The sequence below is a fragment of the Pseudomonas sp. NPDC087697 genome (assembly GCF_044743155.1).
Classification (GTDB): Bacteria; Pseudomonadota; Gammaproteobacteria; order Pseudomonadales; family Pseudomonadaceae; genus Aquipseudomonas.
In genome coordinates this window covers 14,602-32,603 of record NZ_JBIUVW010000031.1, presented here as the reverse complement: position 1 = coordinate 32,603, position 18,002 = coordinate 14,602, and the positions used below count along the sequence as shown (strand labels likewise).

The 18,002-nt window shown below is 59.3% G+C and carries 19 protein-coding genes and 1 tRNA gene; 9 read left to right on the top strand and 11 right to left on the bottom strand.

Going from position 1 to position 18,002, the window contains the following annotated elements; all coding sequences use genetic code 11:
* Positions 1–135 precede the first annotated feature (135 nt).
* Positions 136–1,527: a GABA permease gene (gene gabP / locus ACIPIN_RS19700; RefSeq protein ID WP_401121113.1), complete on the top strand. Its 1,392-nt coding sequence runs from the start codon at positions 136–138 to the stop codon at positions 1,525–1,527.
* A 78-nt stretch (positions 1,528–1,605) separates the two neighbouring features.
* Here gabP and ACIPIN_RS19695 read toward each other — a convergent pair whose 3' ends face one another.
* The 3 genes from ACIPIN_RS19695 to ACIPIN_RS19685 are packed head-to-tail and all read right to left on the bottom strand — an operon-like array spanning position 1,606 to position 3,484.
* Positions 1,606–2,058: a hypothetical protein gene (locus ACIPIN_RS19695; protein ID WP_401121111.1), complete on the bottom strand. Its 453-nt coding sequence runs from the start codon at positions 2,056–2,058 to the stop codon at positions 1,606–1,608.
* Between the two features lie 6 nt (positions 2,059–2,064).
* Positions 2,065–2,481, bottom strand: coding sequence for a hypothetical protein (locus ACIPIN_RS19690; protein WP_401121108.1), 417 nt, complete (start codon positions 2,479–2,481; stop codon positions 2,065–2,067).
* A 37-nt stretch (positions 2,482–2,518) separates the two neighbouring features.
* Positions 2,519–3,484: an alpha/beta fold hydrolase gene (locus ACIPIN_RS19685; protein WP_401121105.1), complete on the bottom strand. Its 966-nt coding sequence runs from the start codon at positions 3,482–3,484 to the stop codon at positions 2,519–2,521.
* A 242-nt stretch (positions 3,485–3,726) separates the two neighbouring features.
* Between ACIPIN_RS19685 and ACIPIN_RS19680 the strand changes: the two genes are divergently transcribed.
* A complete protein-coding gene (locus ACIPIN_RS19680; RefSeq protein ID WP_401121102.1) occupies positions 3,727–4,182 on the top strand; it encodes a carboxypeptidase regulatory-like domain-containing protein in 456 nt (151 codons plus the stop codon).
* A gap of 80 nt (positions 4,183–4,262) precedes the next feature.
* Here the strand turns inward: ACIPIN_RS19680 and ACIPIN_RS19675 are convergent.
* From ACIPIN_RS19675 to ACIPIN_RS19655, 5 genes are all read right to left on the bottom strand, one after another.
* Positions 4,263–4,338 (bottom strand) — tRNA-Phe (locus tag ACIPIN_RS19675).
* 103 nt (positions 4,339–4,441) lie between these two features.
* Positions 4,442–4,714, bottom strand: a complete 273-nt coding sequence (locus tag ACIPIN_RS19670; protein ID WP_401121100.1) for an oxidative damage protection protein — start codon at positions 4,712–4,714, stop codon at positions 4,442–4,444.
* On the bottom strand, positions 4,711–5,778 hold the full coding sequence (gene mutY, locus ACIPIN_RS19665) for an A/G-specific adenine glycosylase (protein ID WP_401121098.1): 1,068 nt from the start codon (positions 5,776–5,778) through the stop codon (positions 4,711–4,713). The genes ACIPIN_RS19670 and mutY overlap by 4 nt, the downstream gene beginning before the upstream one ends.
* Entirely contained in the window at positions 5,775–8,006 is a 2,232-nt protein-coding gene (locus ACIPIN_RS19660; RefSeq protein WP_401121096.1) for an AsmA family protein, read from the bottom strand. Before ACIPIN_RS19660 ends, mutY begins: the two co-directional genes overlap by 4 nt.
* Positions 8,007–8,088: 82 nt before the next feature.
* Complete coding sequence (locus ACIPIN_RS19655) at positions 8,089–8,487, bottom strand: acetyl-CoA sensor PanZ family protein (protein WP_401121094.1); 399 nt, start codon at positions 8,485–8,487, stop codon at positions 8,089–8,091.
* 274 nt (positions 8,488–8,761) lie between these two features.
* Here ACIPIN_RS19655 and ACIPIN_RS19650 point away from each other — a divergent pair, with 274 nt between their 5' ends.
* The 7 genes from ACIPIN_RS19650 to ACIPIN_RS19620 all read left to right on the top strand — a co-directional run bounded on the left by ACIPIN_RS19650 (position 8,762) and on the right by ACIPIN_RS19620 (position 14,522).
* Entirely contained in the window at positions 8,762–10,423 is a 1,662-nt protein-coding gene (locus tag ACIPIN_RS19650; RefSeq protein WP_401121092.1) for an OFA family MFS transporter, read from the top strand.
* Between the two features lie 227 nt (positions 10,424–10,650).
* Complete coding sequence (gene hisB / locus ACIPIN_RS19645) at positions 10,651–11,244, top strand: imidazoleglycerol-phosphate dehydratase HisB (RefSeq protein WP_019691294.1); 594 nt, start codon at positions 10,651–10,653, stop codon at positions 11,242–11,244.
* Positions 11,244–11,882, top strand: a complete 639-nt coding sequence (gene hisH, locus ACIPIN_RS19640) for an imidazole glycerol phosphate synthase subunit HisH (RefSeq protein WP_123582057.1) — start codon at positions 11,244–11,246, stop codon at positions 11,880–11,882. The genes hisB and hisH overlap by 1 nt, the downstream gene beginning before the upstream one ends.
* On the top strand, positions 11,882–12,139 hold the full coding sequence (locus tag ACIPIN_RS19635) for a DUF2164 domain-containing protein (RefSeq protein ID WP_071552372.1): 258 nt from the start codon (positions 11,882–11,884) through the stop codon (positions 12,137–12,139). The genes hisH and ACIPIN_RS19635 overlap by 1 nt, the downstream gene beginning before the upstream one ends.
* 42 nt (positions 12,140–12,181) lie before the next feature.
* Positions 12,182–12,919: a 1-(5-phosphoribosyl)-5-[(5-phosphoribosylamino)methylideneamino]imidazole-4-carboxamide isomerase gene (gene hisA / locus ACIPIN_RS19630; RefSeq protein WP_262112468.1), complete on the top strand. Its 738-nt coding sequence runs from the start codon at positions 12,182–12,184 to the stop codon at positions 12,917–12,919.
* Positions 12,920–12,929: 10 nt separating this feature from the next.
* The gene (gene hisF, locus ACIPIN_RS19625) at positions 12,930–13,700 is read left to right on the top strand and encodes an imidazole glycerol phosphate synthase subunit HisF (protein WP_123424013.1); all 771 of its coding nucleotides are present in this window, start codon (positions 12,930–12,932) and stop codon (positions 13,698–13,700) included.
* Between the two features lie 66 nt (positions 13,701–13,766).
* The gene (locus ACIPIN_RS19620; RefSeq protein WP_401121087.1) at positions 13,767–14,522 is read left to right on the top strand and encodes a substrate-binding periplasmic protein; all 756 of its coding nucleotides are present in this window, start codon (positions 13,767–13,769) and stop codon (positions 14,520–14,522) included.
* Here the strand turns inward: ACIPIN_RS19620 and ACIPIN_RS19615 are convergent.
* The 3 genes from ACIPIN_RS19615 to ACIPIN_RS19605 form a co-directional block, all read right to left on the bottom strand.
* Positions 14,503–15,756: a trypsin-like serine peptidase gene (locus ACIPIN_RS19615; RefSeq protein WP_401121085.1), complete on the bottom strand. Its 1,254-nt coding sequence runs from the start codon at positions 15,754–15,756 to the stop codon at positions 14,503–14,505. The genes ACIPIN_RS19620 and ACIPIN_RS19615 overlap by 20 nt on opposite strands.
* Positions 15,757–15,862: 106 nt before the next feature.
* The gene (locus ACIPIN_RS19610; protein WP_401121082.1) at positions 15,863–16,663 is read right to left on the bottom strand and encodes a divergent polysaccharide deacetylase family protein; all 801 of its coding nucleotides are present in this window, start codon (positions 16,661–16,663) and stop codon (positions 15,863–15,865) included.
* Between the two features lies 1 nt (position 16,664).
* A complete protein-coding gene (locus ACIPIN_RS19605; protein ID WP_401121081.1) occupies positions 16,665–17,984 on the bottom strand; it encodes a S41 family peptidase in 1,320 nt (439 codons plus the stop codon).
* Positions 17,985–18,002 lie beyond the last annotated feature (18 nt).

Sequence of the window (18,002 nt, the reverse complement as noted above, 5' to 3'; positions counted from 1 at the left end):
CCCGGAAACGGGCGACGTGAAACATTTTGGCGCAATTATTGCGTGCAGAATCCAGAACGCCCCGTTGGCTTCTTTTTACGAGAAGGACGCCAAGCGGGATGGACGCAATCGCTTTTCCTTACAAAGGTAGTTTCAATGAGCAGTACCCAAAGCTCTAACGGCCTCGAACAGGGGCTCAAACCGCGCCATGTGACCATGTTGTCGATTGCCGGTGTTATCGGTGCCGGCCTGTTCGTTGGCTCGGGTCACGCCATCGCCGCCGCAGGCCCGGCCGTGCTGTTGGCCTACGCTGCCGCCGGTATGCTGGTAGTGCTGGTCATGCGCATGCTTGGCGAAATGGCCGTTGCTTCTCCGGACACAGGCTCCTTCTCGACTTACGCCGATCGCGCCATCGGTCACTGGGCCGGTTTCACCATCGGCTGGCTCTACTGGTGGTTCTGGGTTCTGGTAATCCCGCTAGAGGCCAACGCCGCCGCGACTATCCTGCATGCCTGGTTCCCAAACGTGGCCATCTGGGCATTTACCCTGATCATCACTTTGCTGCTGACAGTGACCAACCTGTTCAGCGTGAAGAACTACGGTGAGTTCGAATTCTGGTTCGCTCTGATCAAGGTCCTGGCGATCATCGGTTTCATTGTCCTCGGTGTCATGGCGGTCTTCGGCTTCCTGCCAAGCAGCCAGGTCAGCGGCGTTTCGCACCTGTTCGACACCCAGGGCTTCCTGCCAAACGGCATGGGCGCCGTACTGGGCGCCATCCTGACCACCATGTTTTCCTTCATGGGCACCGAGATCGTGACTATCGCGGCCGCGGAGTCGAAGAACCCTGGCCAGCAAATCTCCAAGGCCACCAATTCGGTGATCTGGCGGATTGGCTTGTTCTACCTCGTGTCGATCTTCATTGTTGTCGCACTGGTGCCATGGAACGACCCGGTTCTGGCGAGCGTCGGTTCCTATCAGACCGTGCTTGAGCGTATGGGCATCCCGAATGCCAAGCTGATCGTCGACATCGTGGTGCTGGTTGCTGTGACCAGCTGCCTGAACTCGGCGCTGTACACCTCATCCCGCATGATGTTCTCTCTGGGCAAGCGTGGTGATGCACCGGCCGTTTCCCAGCGCACCAACAAGAGCGGCACGCCGTACTGGGCAGTGATCCTGTCCACCGCCGCAGCCTTCCTCGCGGTGTTCGCCAACTACGTGGCCCCGGCTGCGGTGTTCGATTTCCTGCTGGCCAGCTCCGGTGCTATTGCGCTGTTGGTGTACCTGGTGATCGCGATTTCGCAACTGCGCATGCGCAAACAGCGCATGGCACGCGGCGAAAAAATCGCCTTCAGCATGTGGCTGTTCCCGGGCCTGACCTACGCGGTGATCGTATTCATCGTGGCGGCCCTGACCATCATGCTGTTTCAGGATGCCCATCGTGTGGAAATCCTTGCCACGGGGCTGTTGAGCCTTTTGGTGGTGGCTGCCGGTTTGTTTGTGGCTCGCCGTCGCAAACTGGAACAACGTGGCGCGGTAGTGTTGAGCTGATTCGCCCCGCGTAATAAAAACGGCCGCTGTCAGGGATGACATGCGGCCGTTTTTGTTTTTGCAAGCTTTTGGGATGTGTTATTCGGCTTTTGCCTCAGGCTCTTCCAGCGACTCGCGATAGCTGTCCAGCGCATTCCCGAAGTCGGTGATGAACTCCGGCTCGGTGAGCCAGAGTTGCGCGGTCTCACGGTCCACGCCGTCGGTCCACATGCGGTAGTCGATCAGCATGTCGGCGGCCAGGTGAGTGGCGGCCATGGCCTCGTTCTCGGCGTTTTCCATGTCCAGCAGCTCTGGATGGTCGCTGATGATCTCGCTGAGGTTCGACAGCAGGGTCAGCAGCATGTCGTTGCGGCTGATGGCCTCCGCATCACGCATTTTGCTGAACATCACCAGGGTGTATTCCGGGATCGGCTCGCCGATTTCGCCCAGGTCATCGTCCAGTGCGGCGGGTTTTCTGCCGTGAATATTGATTTGCTTGGCTTTGATCTTGGCGCGTTTGGCGCGTTTCTGTTGCTTGTTCAGGGATGCCATGGGAACTCAGTTCGATTTCTGTTGGGTTTGGGCCGCGATGGCGTCGGACGCCGCCACGTAGTCAGCCTGGAAGGCTGGCGATTCGATCCACGCCAGGGCGCCGGCTTCGTCCGCCTCGGTGGACCATTGGCGATACTCGATCAGCGCGGCGAGGATGAAGTCCATCGCGCCTTCCTCGCCTTCCTGTTCGTACACCAGCTCCAGCAGCGGGTCTTCCAGGAAGGCCGCGCACATCGTTTGCTGGCTGGTTTTTTCGGCATCGATCATTTTTTTGAACAGTTCGGTCAGGTCCACCGATTCGAAGTCGATGCGATCGTCGTTCGGGTCCAGCTCGACTGGTGCGGCGGCCCGTTGAGTGCGGTTCTGCTTGGCTTTCGCTTTGGCGCGGGTAGCGCGTTTGTGCTGTTTGTTCGCGGATGCCATGGGCGTCGTTCCGTATTTCGTTGAGAGGGCAGGCCACTCAGCTGCATGGCACTCGCCGCCCGGGGGTGTCGGGTGTCAGCTCGCCGTTTTGCAGCCATGACAATGCAATGGGCCATAGTGTGGCTTGGTATGGGCTGCGAAAAAAGGCGAAATGTCCGACTTCTTCTTCGCCGATGTCTTGCGGGTCGATTCGCAGGTGGGTGTTTGTACTGCCGGTGAAGTAGCCGAGCAGGCGTTCTATGGCAGCAATTGTGCCGTAGGGATCATCGCTGAGGCTGATAGCCAGGGTTTGTGCGGTGACGTTGGCGAAGGGCAGACGGCCGTTTCTGGCGTGGATGGCGCGACCGCTGGGACGCCCCTCGTAGCGGGCAGTGGGCGTGCTCCAGTCGCGAACCACACCGGCGGGCGTGTCTTCCAGCCAGCCGAGGCGTTTGCCGGGAAAGTAGCCGCAAACCAGCGTCATCAGCGGCATCAGCAGGTGCCACTTGCCGAACATCCGCCAACGATGGGCAGGCGCATAGTCGCGCCAGTAGGCGAACTGCGCGCCGACGGTCACCAGGCGCCGGATCACGTGCCCTGAAGCGCCCAACCCCGCCGCACAGCCGCCGAAGCTGTGGCCGACCACGTCGATGGGTTGGCCGGGAAACTCCCGCTGAGCGCGTTTGAGTATTGCTTCGAAATCCAGCACGCCCCAGTCGCTCCATGAAGCCTTAAGCCCTTTCAGCGATGTCGGACGAGACTCGCCGATGCCGCGGTAGTCATAGGTGATGACGTCAAAGCCGTTGGCGAACAGGTAATCGGCGAAGCGCGAGTAGTGTCGGCAGCGGACGGAGGTGGCGGCGTTGATGATGACTACCGGTCGCATTGCGTCCACGAGGGCGTGTCGCCAGGTGAGGCCGCCAAGGATGAAGCCGTCGGCGGCAGGTTCCTTGAAGGGCTCACTTTGCGTTTGTGTGGCTGACGATTCTGGCCTGAGCGTGGAGGGTACGCTTTGTAGATTCATGGGGCTGAGCCCTGGCGATGACGAGCCCAAGAATGAACTTCAACGCTGGCGTTGTGCAACGTTTTGGAGTCGGCGCGCGCGATGCAGTGCGTCACTTACCGGAGGATCTGATGCGGGCGTACTGAGTGTTTGGTCCGATTCGTAATGGGTTCAAGTTCAAATCGATCTAAAACCCTGATCCTCGGTCAGCAATCAAAAATGGTGTAACGGATAGGGTTCTGTGGAACCCGGGAGTCGTCATCATGAGGTACGTCCATTCATTCATACTGCCCCTCGCCGCTGTCGGCTTACTGGTGTCTCCAGTCATGTTGCGGGCCGCCAGCCTTGAGCCGATCGACAGTTCAGCCGTGCAAGTCCAGCAGCAACAGCAAAACGGGATCAACTACCTGTCTGGCGGTATCGGCGAGGATGAGTCAAAGGCCATTCAGCAAACCAAGGGCTACAACCTGCACATGACCTTCTCCACCGGGAAAGAGAATAAATATGTTCCCGACGTAGATCTGGTCATTCAGAGCGCCCCAGGGAAAACCGTGCTGACCCTGACCCAGGCTGGTCCTCTGGTTTACGTTCAGCTACCCGCTGGCAAGTACACCGTAGTCGCGACGCGTAATGGTGAAGTGCTGCGTGATACCGCCGACGTCGGCAAAGGTGCTGCACGCAATCTGGTCTTCCACTGGAAGGGGAATAGTAATAGTTAGGGATGACGGCTTTTGCGTAGCGCCACTAAACCGCGGGCATAAAAAAACCCTGAATCTTGCGATTCAGGGTTTTCGGTATTTGGTGCCCAGAGACGGAATCGAACCGCCGACACGGGGATTTTCAATCCCCTGCTCTACCGACTGAGCTATCTGGGCAACGGGGCGCATTAAACGGGTTTTTCAGGGGGGCGTCAAGCAAGTTTTCAAAAAATATTTAATTATTACCGTCGCTTACGATCCAACCCCCATTTTCGCGGGATTATTCAGCAGGCGGAACGTAGCCTTCGGCCTTGGCGTATTCCTCGCCGGAGAAGTACTTGTCCATCTCGCCCTGAAGATATTTGCGGTCTTCGGTGTTCATCATGTTCAGGCGTTTTTCGTTGATCAGCAGGGTCTGGTGTTTTTGCCAGTCGGCCCAGGCCTTGGCCGAGACGTGGTCAAAAATGTCCTGACCTTTGGCGCCCGGGAATGGAGCGCGCTCCAGGGCAGGCAATTCTTCTTTGTACTTGCGGCACATGATGGTGCGGGTCATGACGACTCTCCTGCGTTCAATACGTCGGCCGCGCGCTTCAGCAGTTTTTTCACCGGGGCGGCAAGGCCCAGGCGCGGCGGGGTGGCGAGGTTATACCAGAGCCAGTCGGCCTCGGCCACGTGATGGCCAGCCTCCTGGACCTGAACCAGCCAGGGTTCGATTGCCAGTTGGAAATGGCTGAAGGTGTGCACCAGGCTCGGCAGTTCAACGTGCTTGCCCAGTTCCAGCGAGTGTTGCAGTGCCAGATGCTCCAGATCGCCGAGGTCGTCGAGTTCCGGCAGGCTCCACAAACCGCCCCACAAGCCCGTGGAAGGGCGTCGGTAAAGCAGAATGGCGCCGTCGCGGTTGGCGAGCATCGGCATCAGCGTGCGCTTCTGTGGCACGGTTTTACGCGGTTTGGGGATCGGGTAGCGCGTCTCCAGGCCGAGCATGTGCGCTTCGCACCCCTTTTTCAGCGGGCAAAGCAGGCAGCTCGGCTTGCTGCGGGTGCAGAGAGTAGCGCCCATGTCCATCATCGCCTGGGTGTAGGCGTTGACGCGGTCGTGGGGTGTAAAGCGTTCGGCAGTGGCCCACAGCTGTTTGGCGACCTTCGGCTCGCCGGGGTAGCCCTCTTGCGCGGTAAAGCGTGCCAGCACGCGTTTGACGTTGCCGTCGAGGATCGGCGCGCGCAGGCCCATGCTCAGGCTGGCGATGGCGCCCGCGGTGGACAGGCCGATACCCGGCAAGTCGGTGAGTTTTTCCACATCCCGTGGAAACTCGCCGCCGTATTCGGCAACGACGATCTTCGCGGTTTTTTGCAGGTTGCGCGCGCGGGTGTAGTAACCCAGCCCGGTCCACAGGTGCAGCACTTCATCTTCCGGCGCGGCGGCCAGGGCTTCGACGGTTGGCAACGACGCCATGAACCGGTCGAAGTAGTTCAGCACGGTGCTGACCTGGGTCTGCTGCAACATGATTTCCGAGACCCACACCCGATATGGAGTGATGCCCTGTTGCCAGGGCAGGTCGTGGCGGCCGTGGCGGTCGTACCAGTCCAGCACTGCGGTTGAGAACTGCTCGGCTTTCATCGTTTGAACAGCCCCTTGAGGGTATTTTTCAGTTCTGGACTGATTTTATCGCCAAGTTTTTCTTCAATTTTTTCGCCGAGCTTGTCGCCGGCCAGCTTGCCCGCGACTTGGCCGAGACGCTCATTATCCAGGCGGCAGGCCTTGGCACCGAGCTCCAGCGGCCCACGGCAGCGCAATGGCCACTCAATGCCGGCGTAGCGTTCGTTGACCTGGCAAGCCGGGTCCGGCATGTCGCTCTTGTCGCCTTCGACAATGATGCCGATGCGGTAGTCCATACCCAGCACACGCAGGTCGACGTCACCGTTACCGTTGACGGTCATGCCCGGGATGCGCACTTTCAGGTCCGGATTACTGGCCACGCCATTGTGGAATGTCAGGTTGCCCTTGAGCTCCTGGAAGGGTGTGTCCTTGCCACGCGGTTCGCCGCTGAGGGTTTTGCGGTTCAGGGTGGCGATGCCTTTGCACAGCTGTTGCTCAAGGTTGGCGTTGAGCAGCACGCCGTTATTGAGCACGAAACTGGCCGTGCCGTTGAGGCTGTCGATCAGCGCTTTCTGGCTGTTACCGCTGGCGGTCAGGTTGCTGTTGAGCGTGACCAGACCTTTGACCGGCGGGGCTTTCCCTTGGCTTTCGAGAATCTTCTCCGCCGGGACTTTGCTGATCTGCGTTTGCAGTCTCAGCAACGGCACGGGTTGACGTACATCCAGCGTGCCCTTGGCGACGAAGTTGCCGTTGTAGAGATCGCCGCGCAGGTTTTCCAGAGTCAGCAGGCCGCCTTGGCCAGTGGCTTTCAGCGCGGCATTCTGGATCGACAGCTTGTCGAGAATCAGTTGGCCGAAGGTCAGGTCGGCGTCCAGATCCAGTTTGCTCAGGCGTTCCGCGGGAATCAGTTTGTCGCTGCTCCAGGCGCCTTTGGTGGGGGCGTTTGGCAACGGTGTGCTGCCGGCACCGGCCAGCGCGTCGGCCTCGGTGCTGCTGACTTCAGACTGGCGAGCCACCGTAGCGCTGTTGGCTTCGGCGGATTTTGGCGGCAGGTAGCGATCAGCGTCGAAGGTGTCGCCCTTGAGCTGCACACGCAACGATTGCTTGGCGAAATCCTCGACGGCGATACGCCCGCTGAAGCTGCTGTCGTCGACTTTCAGGTTGATATTGTCCAACGCCACGCTGGTCGGGGTGCCTGCCAGACGGCTGACCAGTTCGACTTTGCTCAGGCTGCCCTCGGCCATGGCCGGGAGTTTCTGACCGATACTGTCGGTAAACTTCGCCAGGTCGAATTGGGCAATCGACACAGCGCCGCTGATCTGCGGGGTTTTGTCCAGGTCGTTGACCTTCAGTTCGCCCAAGGCGCGCAACTGGTTGGCGGAGATCTTGATCCCGGTCCATTCGGCGACGTTCGCCGCTTTATCCAGCAGCAGTTGGCCTTGAGCGGCAAAGGTCACGCTCTTGCCTTGCAGCGGTTCGCCGGTGATTTCGCCGGAAAGCTTCATGTCTTCGAATTTGTAGCGCTGCAGGGCGCGTTCGAAACGCAGCTCGCCGTTGAGCTCGGTGCGCACTCGCACGTCAGGCTGGTTGCTGGCCAGGAACGCAGTCAGCTTGACCTGAATGTTGGTTGCGTCGTGCACCGGGCCGGTACTCAGCTGGATGCTTTCGGCGCTGTACTGCTTGCCGGTCCGCTCTTCGTTGTATTCAACCCGAGCGTTGTTCACGGTCAGGCTGTCGATGTCGAGTCGAACCGGTTGGGCCGGTTTTTCCGGGGCGGCGGGTATTTCGGCGGTCGGTTCGCTGGCGCTGCTGGTAGCTGGCGCATCAGCCTTGGCAGCGACGGGCGGGACCTTGCCAATGTCTTCCCAGTTACCGTGGCCATCCTTGTCGCGGTTCAGGCGCAGGTTCAGGCCCTCGACGCGTACATCGCTCATCTGCACTTCACGACGCAGCAGCGGCAGCACCCGTACGGACAGTCCCAGCATTTGCAGGTCGGCAAACGGTTGGGTCGGGTTGGCCAGCGTCGCGACGCTGGCTTCGTGCAACTCAAGGCCAAGCCAGGGGAACAGGCTCCAGCCGATATCGCCGTTGAGCGTCAGCTCAATGTGGGCCTTGTCGCGGGCAATTTGGCGAATCTCGTCTTTGTAGTCGTTGGGATCGAAGAAGTGGGTCAGGGCAAAGCCCAGCGCCACAATGATCAGCAACAGCCCGAGAAGTACCAGACCCAGGATTTTGCCGAACGCTTTCATGGGCGAGTCCTTGTAGTTAGTCGAATTCAAATTTTGCCGGGGAGTATAGCGCCCAGAAACTGACGACTGGTCAGCGATCGCTCTAGAGCACGTCCAGTGGCAGTTTGAGCTTGGCAGCCAGTGCCTGGACTTCGAGGTGCCCGGCCGGGGCCTGCAAGTGCAATTTTGCCCCCGCGAGCTCGGCCATTTTTTGCGCTTCGCTGACCAGGCGTTCAGCCACGCCACGGCGGCGGGTGATTTTTCGCACGCACAATTGCGACAGGTACCAGACGTCCTGCTGCCGATGCAGGCGTGCCGCGCCGAGCAGTCGGTCATTGAAGCGTCCGGCGATCAGCGAGCCGTCGCGCAGGCTGTTTTCAATCAGTTGCAGCTCATCGCTGAATGGAGCAAGCAGCCAATGCGGGGCGTCGTGGTAGATCTTCTGCAGATCCTGCTGATCCTGATAGCTGGGTTCGTTCAGCGACTCGACGACGATGGGCATAAGGTTTCCTGTGAAAGGGTTGTCCGGGCATTGCCCGCCAACGGGTGAAACGGTTTTTTAGTGCGTGATCGGAACGGATGTCACATAAAAGGCGATATCAGTTTGGTTTTTCTGTCACGGGCAAATGGTAACCTTTGCCCGTTCGTCGGTCTTTCTGCGACCTGTTGTCGCGTCCGAACGGAGCTCTACTCAATAAAACGGTCATGCCTGCGTGCAACAAGGCCGAGGGTAACGAGTGTCTGGCGAACCATACTAATAATTGGGGGAAACACAAATGAGCACGAGTACCGAGGCGGGCATTGTTCCCGCCCAGTCTGCGTTCCTGTCCAAGGAGCGGATCATCGCCAAGCCCGGTTTCAACCGCTGGCTGGTTCCACCGGCCGCGTTGGCCATCCACCTCTGCATCGGCATGGCCTACGGCTTTTCGGTGTTCTGGTTGCCGCTGTCCAAAGCCCTGGGCGTGACCGCGCCGGTGGCTTGCGGGCCGGACATGAGCTTCATCGCACAGATTTTCTCGTCCCAGTGTGACTGGCCGATCTCCATGCTCGGCTGGATTTACACGCTGTTCTTTATTTTCCTCGGCTGCTCGGCAGCGATCTGGGGTGGCTGGCTGGAACATGCAGGTCCTCGCAAGGCCGGTGTCGTCTCGGCGCTGTGCTGGTGCGGCGGTCTGCTGATTTCCGCGTTGGGGATTTATACCCACCAGATCTGGCTGATGTGGATCGGCTCCGGTGTTATCGGGGGCATTGGCCTGGGGCTGGGTTATATCTCGCCGGTTTCGACCTTGATCAAGTGGTTCCCGGACAAGCGCGGCATGGCGACCGGCATGGCGATCATGGGCTTCGGTGGTGGCGCGATGGTCGGTGCTCCGCTGGCCGCTGCGTTGATGGGCCATTTCGCTTCGCCGACCGGCGTGGGCGTTTGGCAGAGCTTCCTGGTGATGGCTGCGATCTACTTCGTGTTCATGATCGGCGGTGCGCTGTCGTACCGCGTTCCGCCGACCGGCTGGAAGCCTGAAGGCTGGACCGCACCGGCGAAAAAAGCTGCGAACGCGATGATCACTCACCGTCACGTGCACGTTAACGTCGCGTGGAAAACTCCGCAGTTCCGTCTGGTGTGGCTGGTGCTGTGCCTGAACGTGTCGGCGGGTATCGGCATCCTCGGCATGGCGTCGCCGCTGTTGCAGGAAGTGTTTGCCGGTAAATTGCTCGGCAACGACCTGACCTTCGGTCAACTGGACGCTTCGCAATTGGCGTCGATTGCAGCAATCGCTGCCGGGTTCACCGGTTTGCTGAGTCTGTTCAACATTGGTGGCCGATTCTTCTGGGCATCGTTCTCCGATTACCTGGGTCGTAAAAACACCTACTTCGTGTTCTTCGCCCTGGGTTTTGCCCTGTACGCGTTGATTCCGAACCTTGGTCATCTGGGCAACATCGCCCTGTTCGTTGCGGCGTTCTGCATCATCCTGTCGATGTACGGCGGTGGTTTTGCAACGGTTCCGGCGTATCTGGCGGACCTGTTCGGTACGCAGATGGTCGGTGCGATCCACGGTCGCCTGTTGACTGCCTGGGCGGCGGCTGGCGTGCTCGGTCCGGTGTTGGTCAACTACTTGCGTGAGTATCAGTTGAGCATCGGCGTTGAGCGTGCTGCGGCATACGACATCACGTTGTACATCCTCGCCGGCCTGCTGGTGCTGGGTTTCCTCTGCAACCTGCTGGTGCGTCCGGTGGCGGACAAGTACTTCATGACCGATGTAGAGCTGGCCGCCGAACAGGCGCTGGGCCACGACAAAGGTGCGAACAGCACCACCGTGCTGGAGTGGAAAGCTTCCTCGGGTAGCGTGCCGTTGGCCGTTGCTGCATGGCTGGTGGTGGGGATTCCGCTGGCGTGGGGTGTTTGGGTGACGTTGCAGAAGACTGCCGTCCTGTTCCACTAAACACCTCGCTCCCCTTGTAGGAGCAAAGCTTGCTCGCGATGAACGATAACGCGGTGTGCCAGACATACCGCCATCGCGGGCAAGCCTGGCTCCTACATGTCATGACAGGTATATCCCCGGCGGTGTTGGGTTCAGCCCGTCAGGGATATCACCTCGCGTGTTTCTGTTTGGCGTCCGCGCCCCTATAATGGTTGCCTTTTTCGCCCAATGATTTTGCGGAGCTGGTGATGGCCGAACGTAAGGCGTCTGTCGAGCGCGACACTCTGGAAACCCAGATCAAAGCCTCGATCAACCTGGATGGCACCGGAAAGGCCCGATTCAATATCGGTGTTCCCTTCCTTGAGCACATGCTGGACCAGATCGCCCGTCACGGGCTGATCGACCTGGATATCGAGTGCAAGGGTGACCTGCATATCGACGATCACCACACGGTGGAAGACGTCGGTATCACGCTGGGTCAAGCCTTCACCAAAGCTATCGGCGACAAAAAAGGCATCCGTCGTTACGGCCACGCCTACGTGCCGCTCGATGAAGCGCTGTCGCGCGTGGTGATCGACTTCTCCGGCCGCCCAGGCCTGCAGATGCACGTGCCGTATACCCGCGCTACTGTCGGCGGCTTCGATGTCGACCTGTTCCAGGAATTTTTCCAAGGCTTCGTCAACCACGCCAATGTCAGCTTGCACATCGACAACCTGCGTGGGCACAACACCCACCACCAGATCGAAACCGTGTTCAAGGCCTTCGGTCGCGCACTGCGCATGGCGGTCGAGCTGGATGAGCGCATGGCCGGGCAAATGCCTTCGACCAAGGGCGTTCTGTAATGCAGACGGTCGCGGTTATCGATTACGGCATGGGCAACCTGCACTCGGTGGCCAAGGCCCTCGAGCACGTCGGTGCCGGCAAGGTGCTGATCACCAGCGATGCCAACGTGATTCGTGAAGCCGATCGGGTGGTTTTCCCCGGTGTGGGCGCAATTCGCGATTGCATGGCAGAGATCCGTCGCCTGGGCTTCGACTCGCTGGTGCGTGAAGTCAGCCAGGACCGTCCGTTCCTCGGCATTTGCGTGGGCATGCAAGCCTTGCTCGAACGCAGTGAGGAAAACGACGGCGTCGACTGCATCGGCCTGTTTCCAGGCCAGGTGAAGTTCTTCGGCAAAGGTCTGCATGAAGACGGCGAACACCTGAAAGTCCCGCACATGGGCTGGAACGAAGTGAAGCAGACGGTGGATCACCCGCTGTGGCACAACATTCCAGACCTGGCGCGTTTCTACTTCGTGCACAGCTACTACATCGCCGCCGGTAACCCGCGGCAGGTTGTGGGCGGCGGCCACTACGGTGTCGACTTCGCCGCAGCGCTGGCCGACGGCTCGCGTTTCGCTGTGCAGTTCCACCCGGAGAAGAGCCATACCCATGGCCTGCAATTGCTGCAGAACTTTGCTGCGTGGGATGGTCGCTGGTAATGGCTGTCAAGAAGAAGCCGCCGATCCTCACGCTCACACCCGAGCAAGAGAACGAGGCCAACAGCAAGATCAAGCGTTTCATGGAAGACCGCTTCGAACTCGACCTGGGCTCGTTCGAGGCGGCTGAAATTCTTGAGTTGTTTACCCGCGAAATTGCTCCGCACTATTACAACAGGGCGATTTTCGATGTGCAGACGCACCTCAAAGAGAGGTTCGAAAGCATCGAAAGCGACTTGTGGGCGCTCGAGAAAAACTGATTTCCGAGCAACGCTGAAAAATCGAATTTAAAGGTTTGCCAGATGCTGATTATTCCCGCTATCGATCTCAAAGACGGTGCCTGTGTACGTCTGCGCCAGGGCCGCATGGAAGATTCCACAGTGTTCTCCGATGACCCGGTGAGCATGGCTGCCAAGTGGGTGGAGGGCGGTTGCCGTCGTCTGCATCTGGTCGACCTGAATGGCGCCTTCGAAGGCCAGCCAGTCAACGGCGAAGTGGTCACCGCGATCGCCAAGCGCTACCCGAACCTGCCGATCCAGATCGGCGGCGGTATCCGTTCTCTGGAAACCATTGAACACTACGTGAAAGCGGGCGTGAGCTACGTGATCATCGGTACCAAAGCGGTTAAGGATCCGGCGTTCGTTGCCGAAGCCTGCCGTGCATTCCCGGGCAAGGTGATCGTCGGTCTGGACGCCAAAGACGGCTTCGTCGCTACCGACGGTTGGGCTGAAATCAGCACCGTGCAGGTCATCGACCTGGCCAAGCAGTTTGAAGCTGATGGCGTGTCTGCCATCGTTTATACCGACATCGCCAAAGACGGCATGATGCAGGGCTGCAACGTGTCGTACACCGCAGCACTGGCCGCCGCCACGCGGATTCCGGTGATTGCGTCCGGCGGTATTCACAACCTGGGTGACATCAAGTCGCTGCTCGACGCCAAGGCGCCGGGGATCATCGGCGCCATCACCGGCCGGGCGATTTACGAAGGCACCCTCGACGTCGCTGAAGCGCAAGCTTTCTGCGACGCCTACAAAGGCTGAGGAGCGACCCATGGCGCTGGCCAAACGCATCATTCCTTGCCTGGACGTGGATAACGGCCGGGTCGTCAAAGGCGTGAAGTTCGAGAACATCCGTGACGCCGGTGACCCGGTGGAAATCGCCCGTCTTTACGACGAGCAAGGTGCCGACGAGATTACCTTTCTCGACATCACCGCCAGCGTCGATGGCCGCGATACCACGCTGCATACCGTCGAGCGCATGGCCAGCCAGGTGTTCATCCCGCTGACCGTTGGCGGTGGCGTGCGCACCGTGCAAGACATCCGCAATCTGCTCAATGCTGGCGCGGACAAGGTCTCGATCAACACCGCTGCGGTGTTCAATCCAGAGTTTGTCGGCGAAGCGGCGCAGCATTTCGGCTCGCAATGCATCGTTGTCGCCATCGACGCCAAGAAGGTTTCACTGCCGGGCGAAACCCCGCGCTGGGAGATCTTCACCCACGGCGGTCGCAAACCTACCGGGCTGGATGCGGTGGAGTGGGCGAAGAAAATGGAAGGCCTGGGTGCCGGCGAAATCCTGCTGACCAGCATGGATCAGGACGGCATGAAAAACGGCTTCGACCTGGGCGTCACCCGGGCCATTAGCGATGCATTGGGGATTCCGGTGATCGCCTCTGGCGGCGTCGGCAATTTGCAGCATCTGGCTGACGGCATCCTAGAAGGCCATGCCAGCGCGGTGCTGGCGGCGAGTATTTTCCACTTTGGCGAATACACCGTGCCGGAAGCCAAGGCCTACATGGCGCAACGCGGTATCTGCGTTCGATAAAGGCCAGTGGACAGCATGGCGGACTCAGGGCAAGCTTGGGCACGCCATGGATTCCGGTAAACCGTCATGTTCAAACGTCTTCTTCTGGTACTCGCCAGCGCATCGTTATTACTGGCTGGCGCTGCGCGTGCTGCAGAAAAAACCGACACCGACCTGGTGTTGCTGACGGAAAACTTCCCGCCGTACAACATGGCGAAAAACGGCAAGAATTTCGCTCAGGAAGACAATATCAATGGCATCGCCGTGGACATCGTCCGCGAGATGTTCAAACGCGCCCAAATCACCTACAGCCTGACGCTACGTTTCCCTTGGGAGCGAATCTACAAGCTCGCCCTGGAAAAACCCGGTTATGGCGTGTTCGTCATGGCGCGACTGCCGGACCGCGAAAAACTCTTCAAATGGGTCGGCCCCATCGGCCCGGATGACTGGATCATGCTGGCCAAGGCTGACAGCAAGATCACCCTGGAGTCGTTGCAGCAGGCGCGCAAATACAAGATCGGCGCCTACAAAGGTGATGCGATTGCCGAGACATTGGCCAAACAGGGGCTCAAGCCCATCGTGGTGCTGCGCGATCAGGACAACGCGAAGAAACTGGTCAATGGCCAGATCGACCTTTGGGCGACGGGTGATCCTGCCGGCCGTTACCTTGCTCGGCAGGATGGTGTGACTGGTCTCAAGACCGTACTGCGTTTCAACAGTGCCCAACTTTATCTGGCGCTGAATAAAGACGTGTCCGACGAAATCGTCGCCAAGCTTCAGGCCGCGCTGGATCAGTTGCGCAAGGAAGGCGTGGTGGACGACATCATGGCGCGGTATCTCTGATGGCGTTCAGTGCATTTCGAGCGGTTGGTCTGCGATCAATAAGGTAAACCGCCCACGTGAATGCATTTCGTAAAAATGCTGTGGTAATGGGCTGTTCTGCGCTGTTGACGCCAATGATACACAGCACGTGGACGCCGGTTTGAGGCCCTATGGTCCGGTTGATATAAGGCGAGGCGGAGTCAAAGGTCGCACTGTAGTGATTCGGTACATGGCAATCTTTTGCGTTGCGTGTGGTTTTGTATCGATAGAATGGTGCGCTGATTGAAAACCTGTAATTCCAGGTTGGCAAAATACTTTCCTGAACAGTGCTCCGCTCCACGTAGACGTGGCTTCGTATGTTCCAGGGCTCTTCGATAGCGATGTCCACAGGCTGCAACAAGCAGTTCGTCGAGTTGCGGTCGAACACACCATTGATAAAACAGTGGTGCAGAAAGTTGATGGAGTAACTGTAGTTGTAGGTGCTCGCCTCACAGGAGTCACTGTAACTGCACTCTGGCCGGTCTGTTCCATCAGCAGCCAATGCGTACTTGCTGACGATGCTGGTGATATCACTGTTACTACGATCCAGCATCGGGCTTCCGGAGCTGCCGCCGCGGATTGCGTCGCATCGATTTCTGAATGCCTGGGGAAACACACCTGGATACCCGATAAAGTTACCGGCTGATTGTTCCGAGCAAACGCTCATGCGCAGGCCTTGTTCGGTGAACCCAGAGGGAGCTCCAATGTTCAGCACGTCACGACTCTCGTCGCTCTGGTGAGCGGCAAGTTTGAGTGGTTTGACACCTGCATTGATGAGGCTTGCGAGTGAGCGCTCAACCTTGATGACTGCGAGATCGGTGCCGACGGTGCTGCTCCAAAGAGCGGTGCGTACCGGGTATGTGATCTGCCGGTCAGGCTCGTCATAAAAATAGTTGAAGGTGATGTTCGCAACGATGGGCTCGTTGGTGCGTGCGGTACCGTATTCGTAGAGCACGCAATGACCGCTGGTGATCAGATACGCAGGCCCCACTGCGTTGCCTTGGCTGTTTCGGGTGTCGAGCAGGGAGGCGGTGCATGAGGCGCCGGAACTGAAGGTCAGGCGTCCGATACCACTCCAGAGCGAGTAGCGCTTATCACTGTTTTGCAGGGCTTTTGAGGTCGATCCGTTGACGACGCCTTCCCCCAGGTCCCGCGCATGCAGGCAGGTACTGGCGATAAGCAGGCAGTAAAGGACTAGCGGGTTTATGTATTTCATAGCCATTCCTTGGTGATGAAATTCAGAGCGAGTTCTATCTTGGCACGTGCTTGAGTACCTGGAGGCATAGATAGTTGTTGTGTTGCAGAAAGCTGAAGGTCGAGGCTCAGCGGCTCGTCTCAGGGGAGGGGCGGTAGTTTCCATCGGTGCCATGCGCCGCAGTCGCTCGATTGCCACGCAGGCCGATCATCGACTTGATATCGATCCACTCAATGCCCTGAGCCTTGAGCTTGGGTAACTCGCGCTCCAGCACCGCCAGGGTCTGAGGGTAAGGGTGGCCGATCATTACCGCCGAGCCTTGTTTGCGGGCCAGGCTGATGGCGGTCTGTAGCTGAGTGAAGATCGCGGCCTCGGTGCGCTCATCATCCAGGAACACATCCCGCGAGACGCTGGCCAAACCAATCTTCTGCGCCTCGGCGGCGGCGACTGTCTGAGCGCTGGTACGGCTGTCGACGAAGAACTTGTGCCGACGTTGCAGTTCACCCATTAGCCAGGCCATGGCTGGTTGCTGAGCAGTCATGCGGCTGCCCATGTGGTTGTTGATGCCGCTGGTATAGGGCACAGCCTTGAACGCCGCATCAAGACGCTTTTGCAATTCTTCGATGGGAAGCTCGGGGTGCCAGGCGAACGGACCGGTGGCCGGGTCCATGGGCATGTGCAGCATGACAATTTTGCCGGCGCGGTGGGCTTCGCGGGCAAATTCGGCAGCGTGGGGAGTGTCGGGCATGATTGCCGTGGTCACCGGCCCGGGCAGCGCCAGCACGCGGCGGTCGCGTGGCAGGTTTTGCCCAAGGTCATCGATGATCAGGCTCAGGTAGGCCTTGTGGGGTGCCGCCGTCTCGGCAGGCGCCGCGTGGGCAGCGCTCGCCAGACAGCACAGCAGACTGAGGATGACCCGCAAGCGCATCTCAATGGCCGCGGGTGATGCTCAGGCCTTTGAGCAGGCTCAGCGCCTGGGCCAACTGGTAATCGTCGTCCTGTGGCATCGGTTTGGCTTTGCCGCTGGATTTGGTTGGCTTGTCGGCGCCGCCGTTGCCATTGCCCAGGTGACCTTGCAGGTCGGCTTCCTTGAAGTATTCGCCGTCCTGCTCGTTGGTGATCTTGGCTTTGCGCACTTCGATGTCCGGCACGATGCCCTGGGCCTGAATCGAGCGCCCGTTCGGCGTGAAGTACAACGCGGTGGTGATCTTCAGCGCACGGTCGTTGTTCAGTGGCAGCACGGTTTGTACCGAGCCTTTACCGAAACTGGTGGTGCCCATGACAACTGCGCGTTTTTGATCCTGCAGGGCGCCGGCGACAATTTCCGAAGCCGAGGCGCTACCGCCGTTGATCAGCACGACCATTGGCACCGCTTCGCTTTGGTCCTTGCCGGTGGCAGAGAAGCGCAGTTCGGAGTTGGCGATGCGGCCCTTGGTGTACACGATCAGGCCTTTGGTGATGAAGTGGTCGACCACTTCCACCGCCGCTTGCAGCACGCCGCCAGGGTTGTTACGCAGATCGAGCACGATGCCGCTGAGCTTCTTGCCGTTGTCCTTGCGCAACTTGGCCAGGGCCTTGGAGACCTCTTCGCCGGTCTTGACCTGGAACTGAGTGATGCGGATGTAACCGTAGCCCGAATCCAGCAACTGGCTCTTCACGCTCTTGACCTGGATGGTCGCGCGGGCCAGCGTCACGTCGAACGGTGCACCGCCGTCGCGTACCAGGGTCAGGGTGATCTTCTCACCGATCTTGCCGCGCATCTTGTCCACGGCTTCGGTCATGCTCTGGCCGCGGGTTGGCTGGCCGTTGATCTTGACGATGAAATCGCCTGCCTGGATGCCGGCCTTGGAGGCGGGTGTGTCATCGATCGGCGAAACGACTTTGATGAAGCCGTCTTCGGCGCCGACTTCAATACCCAGACCGCCGAATTCGCCGCTGGTGCTTTCCTGCAACTCGGCAAAGTCTTCCGGACCCAGGTAGGCGGAGTGTGGGTCGAGGTTGCTGAGCATGCCCTTGATGGCATTTTCCAGCAGGGTCTTGTCGTCTACCGGTTCGACATAGGCAGCCTTGATCCTGTCCATGACCTCGGCAAAGGTGCGCAACTCTTCCAGCGGCAATGGCGCCTTGGTGGTCGCGGCAGTGCCCGCAGGCGCAACCACCGGGCCCGGTTGAGCGGCAAACGCCAACGGCGCACCGATCACCAGAGCGATCGTCAGGGCGAGCGAATTGAGGCGGGACAAATGCAGCATGTCGAACGAACTCCTAAT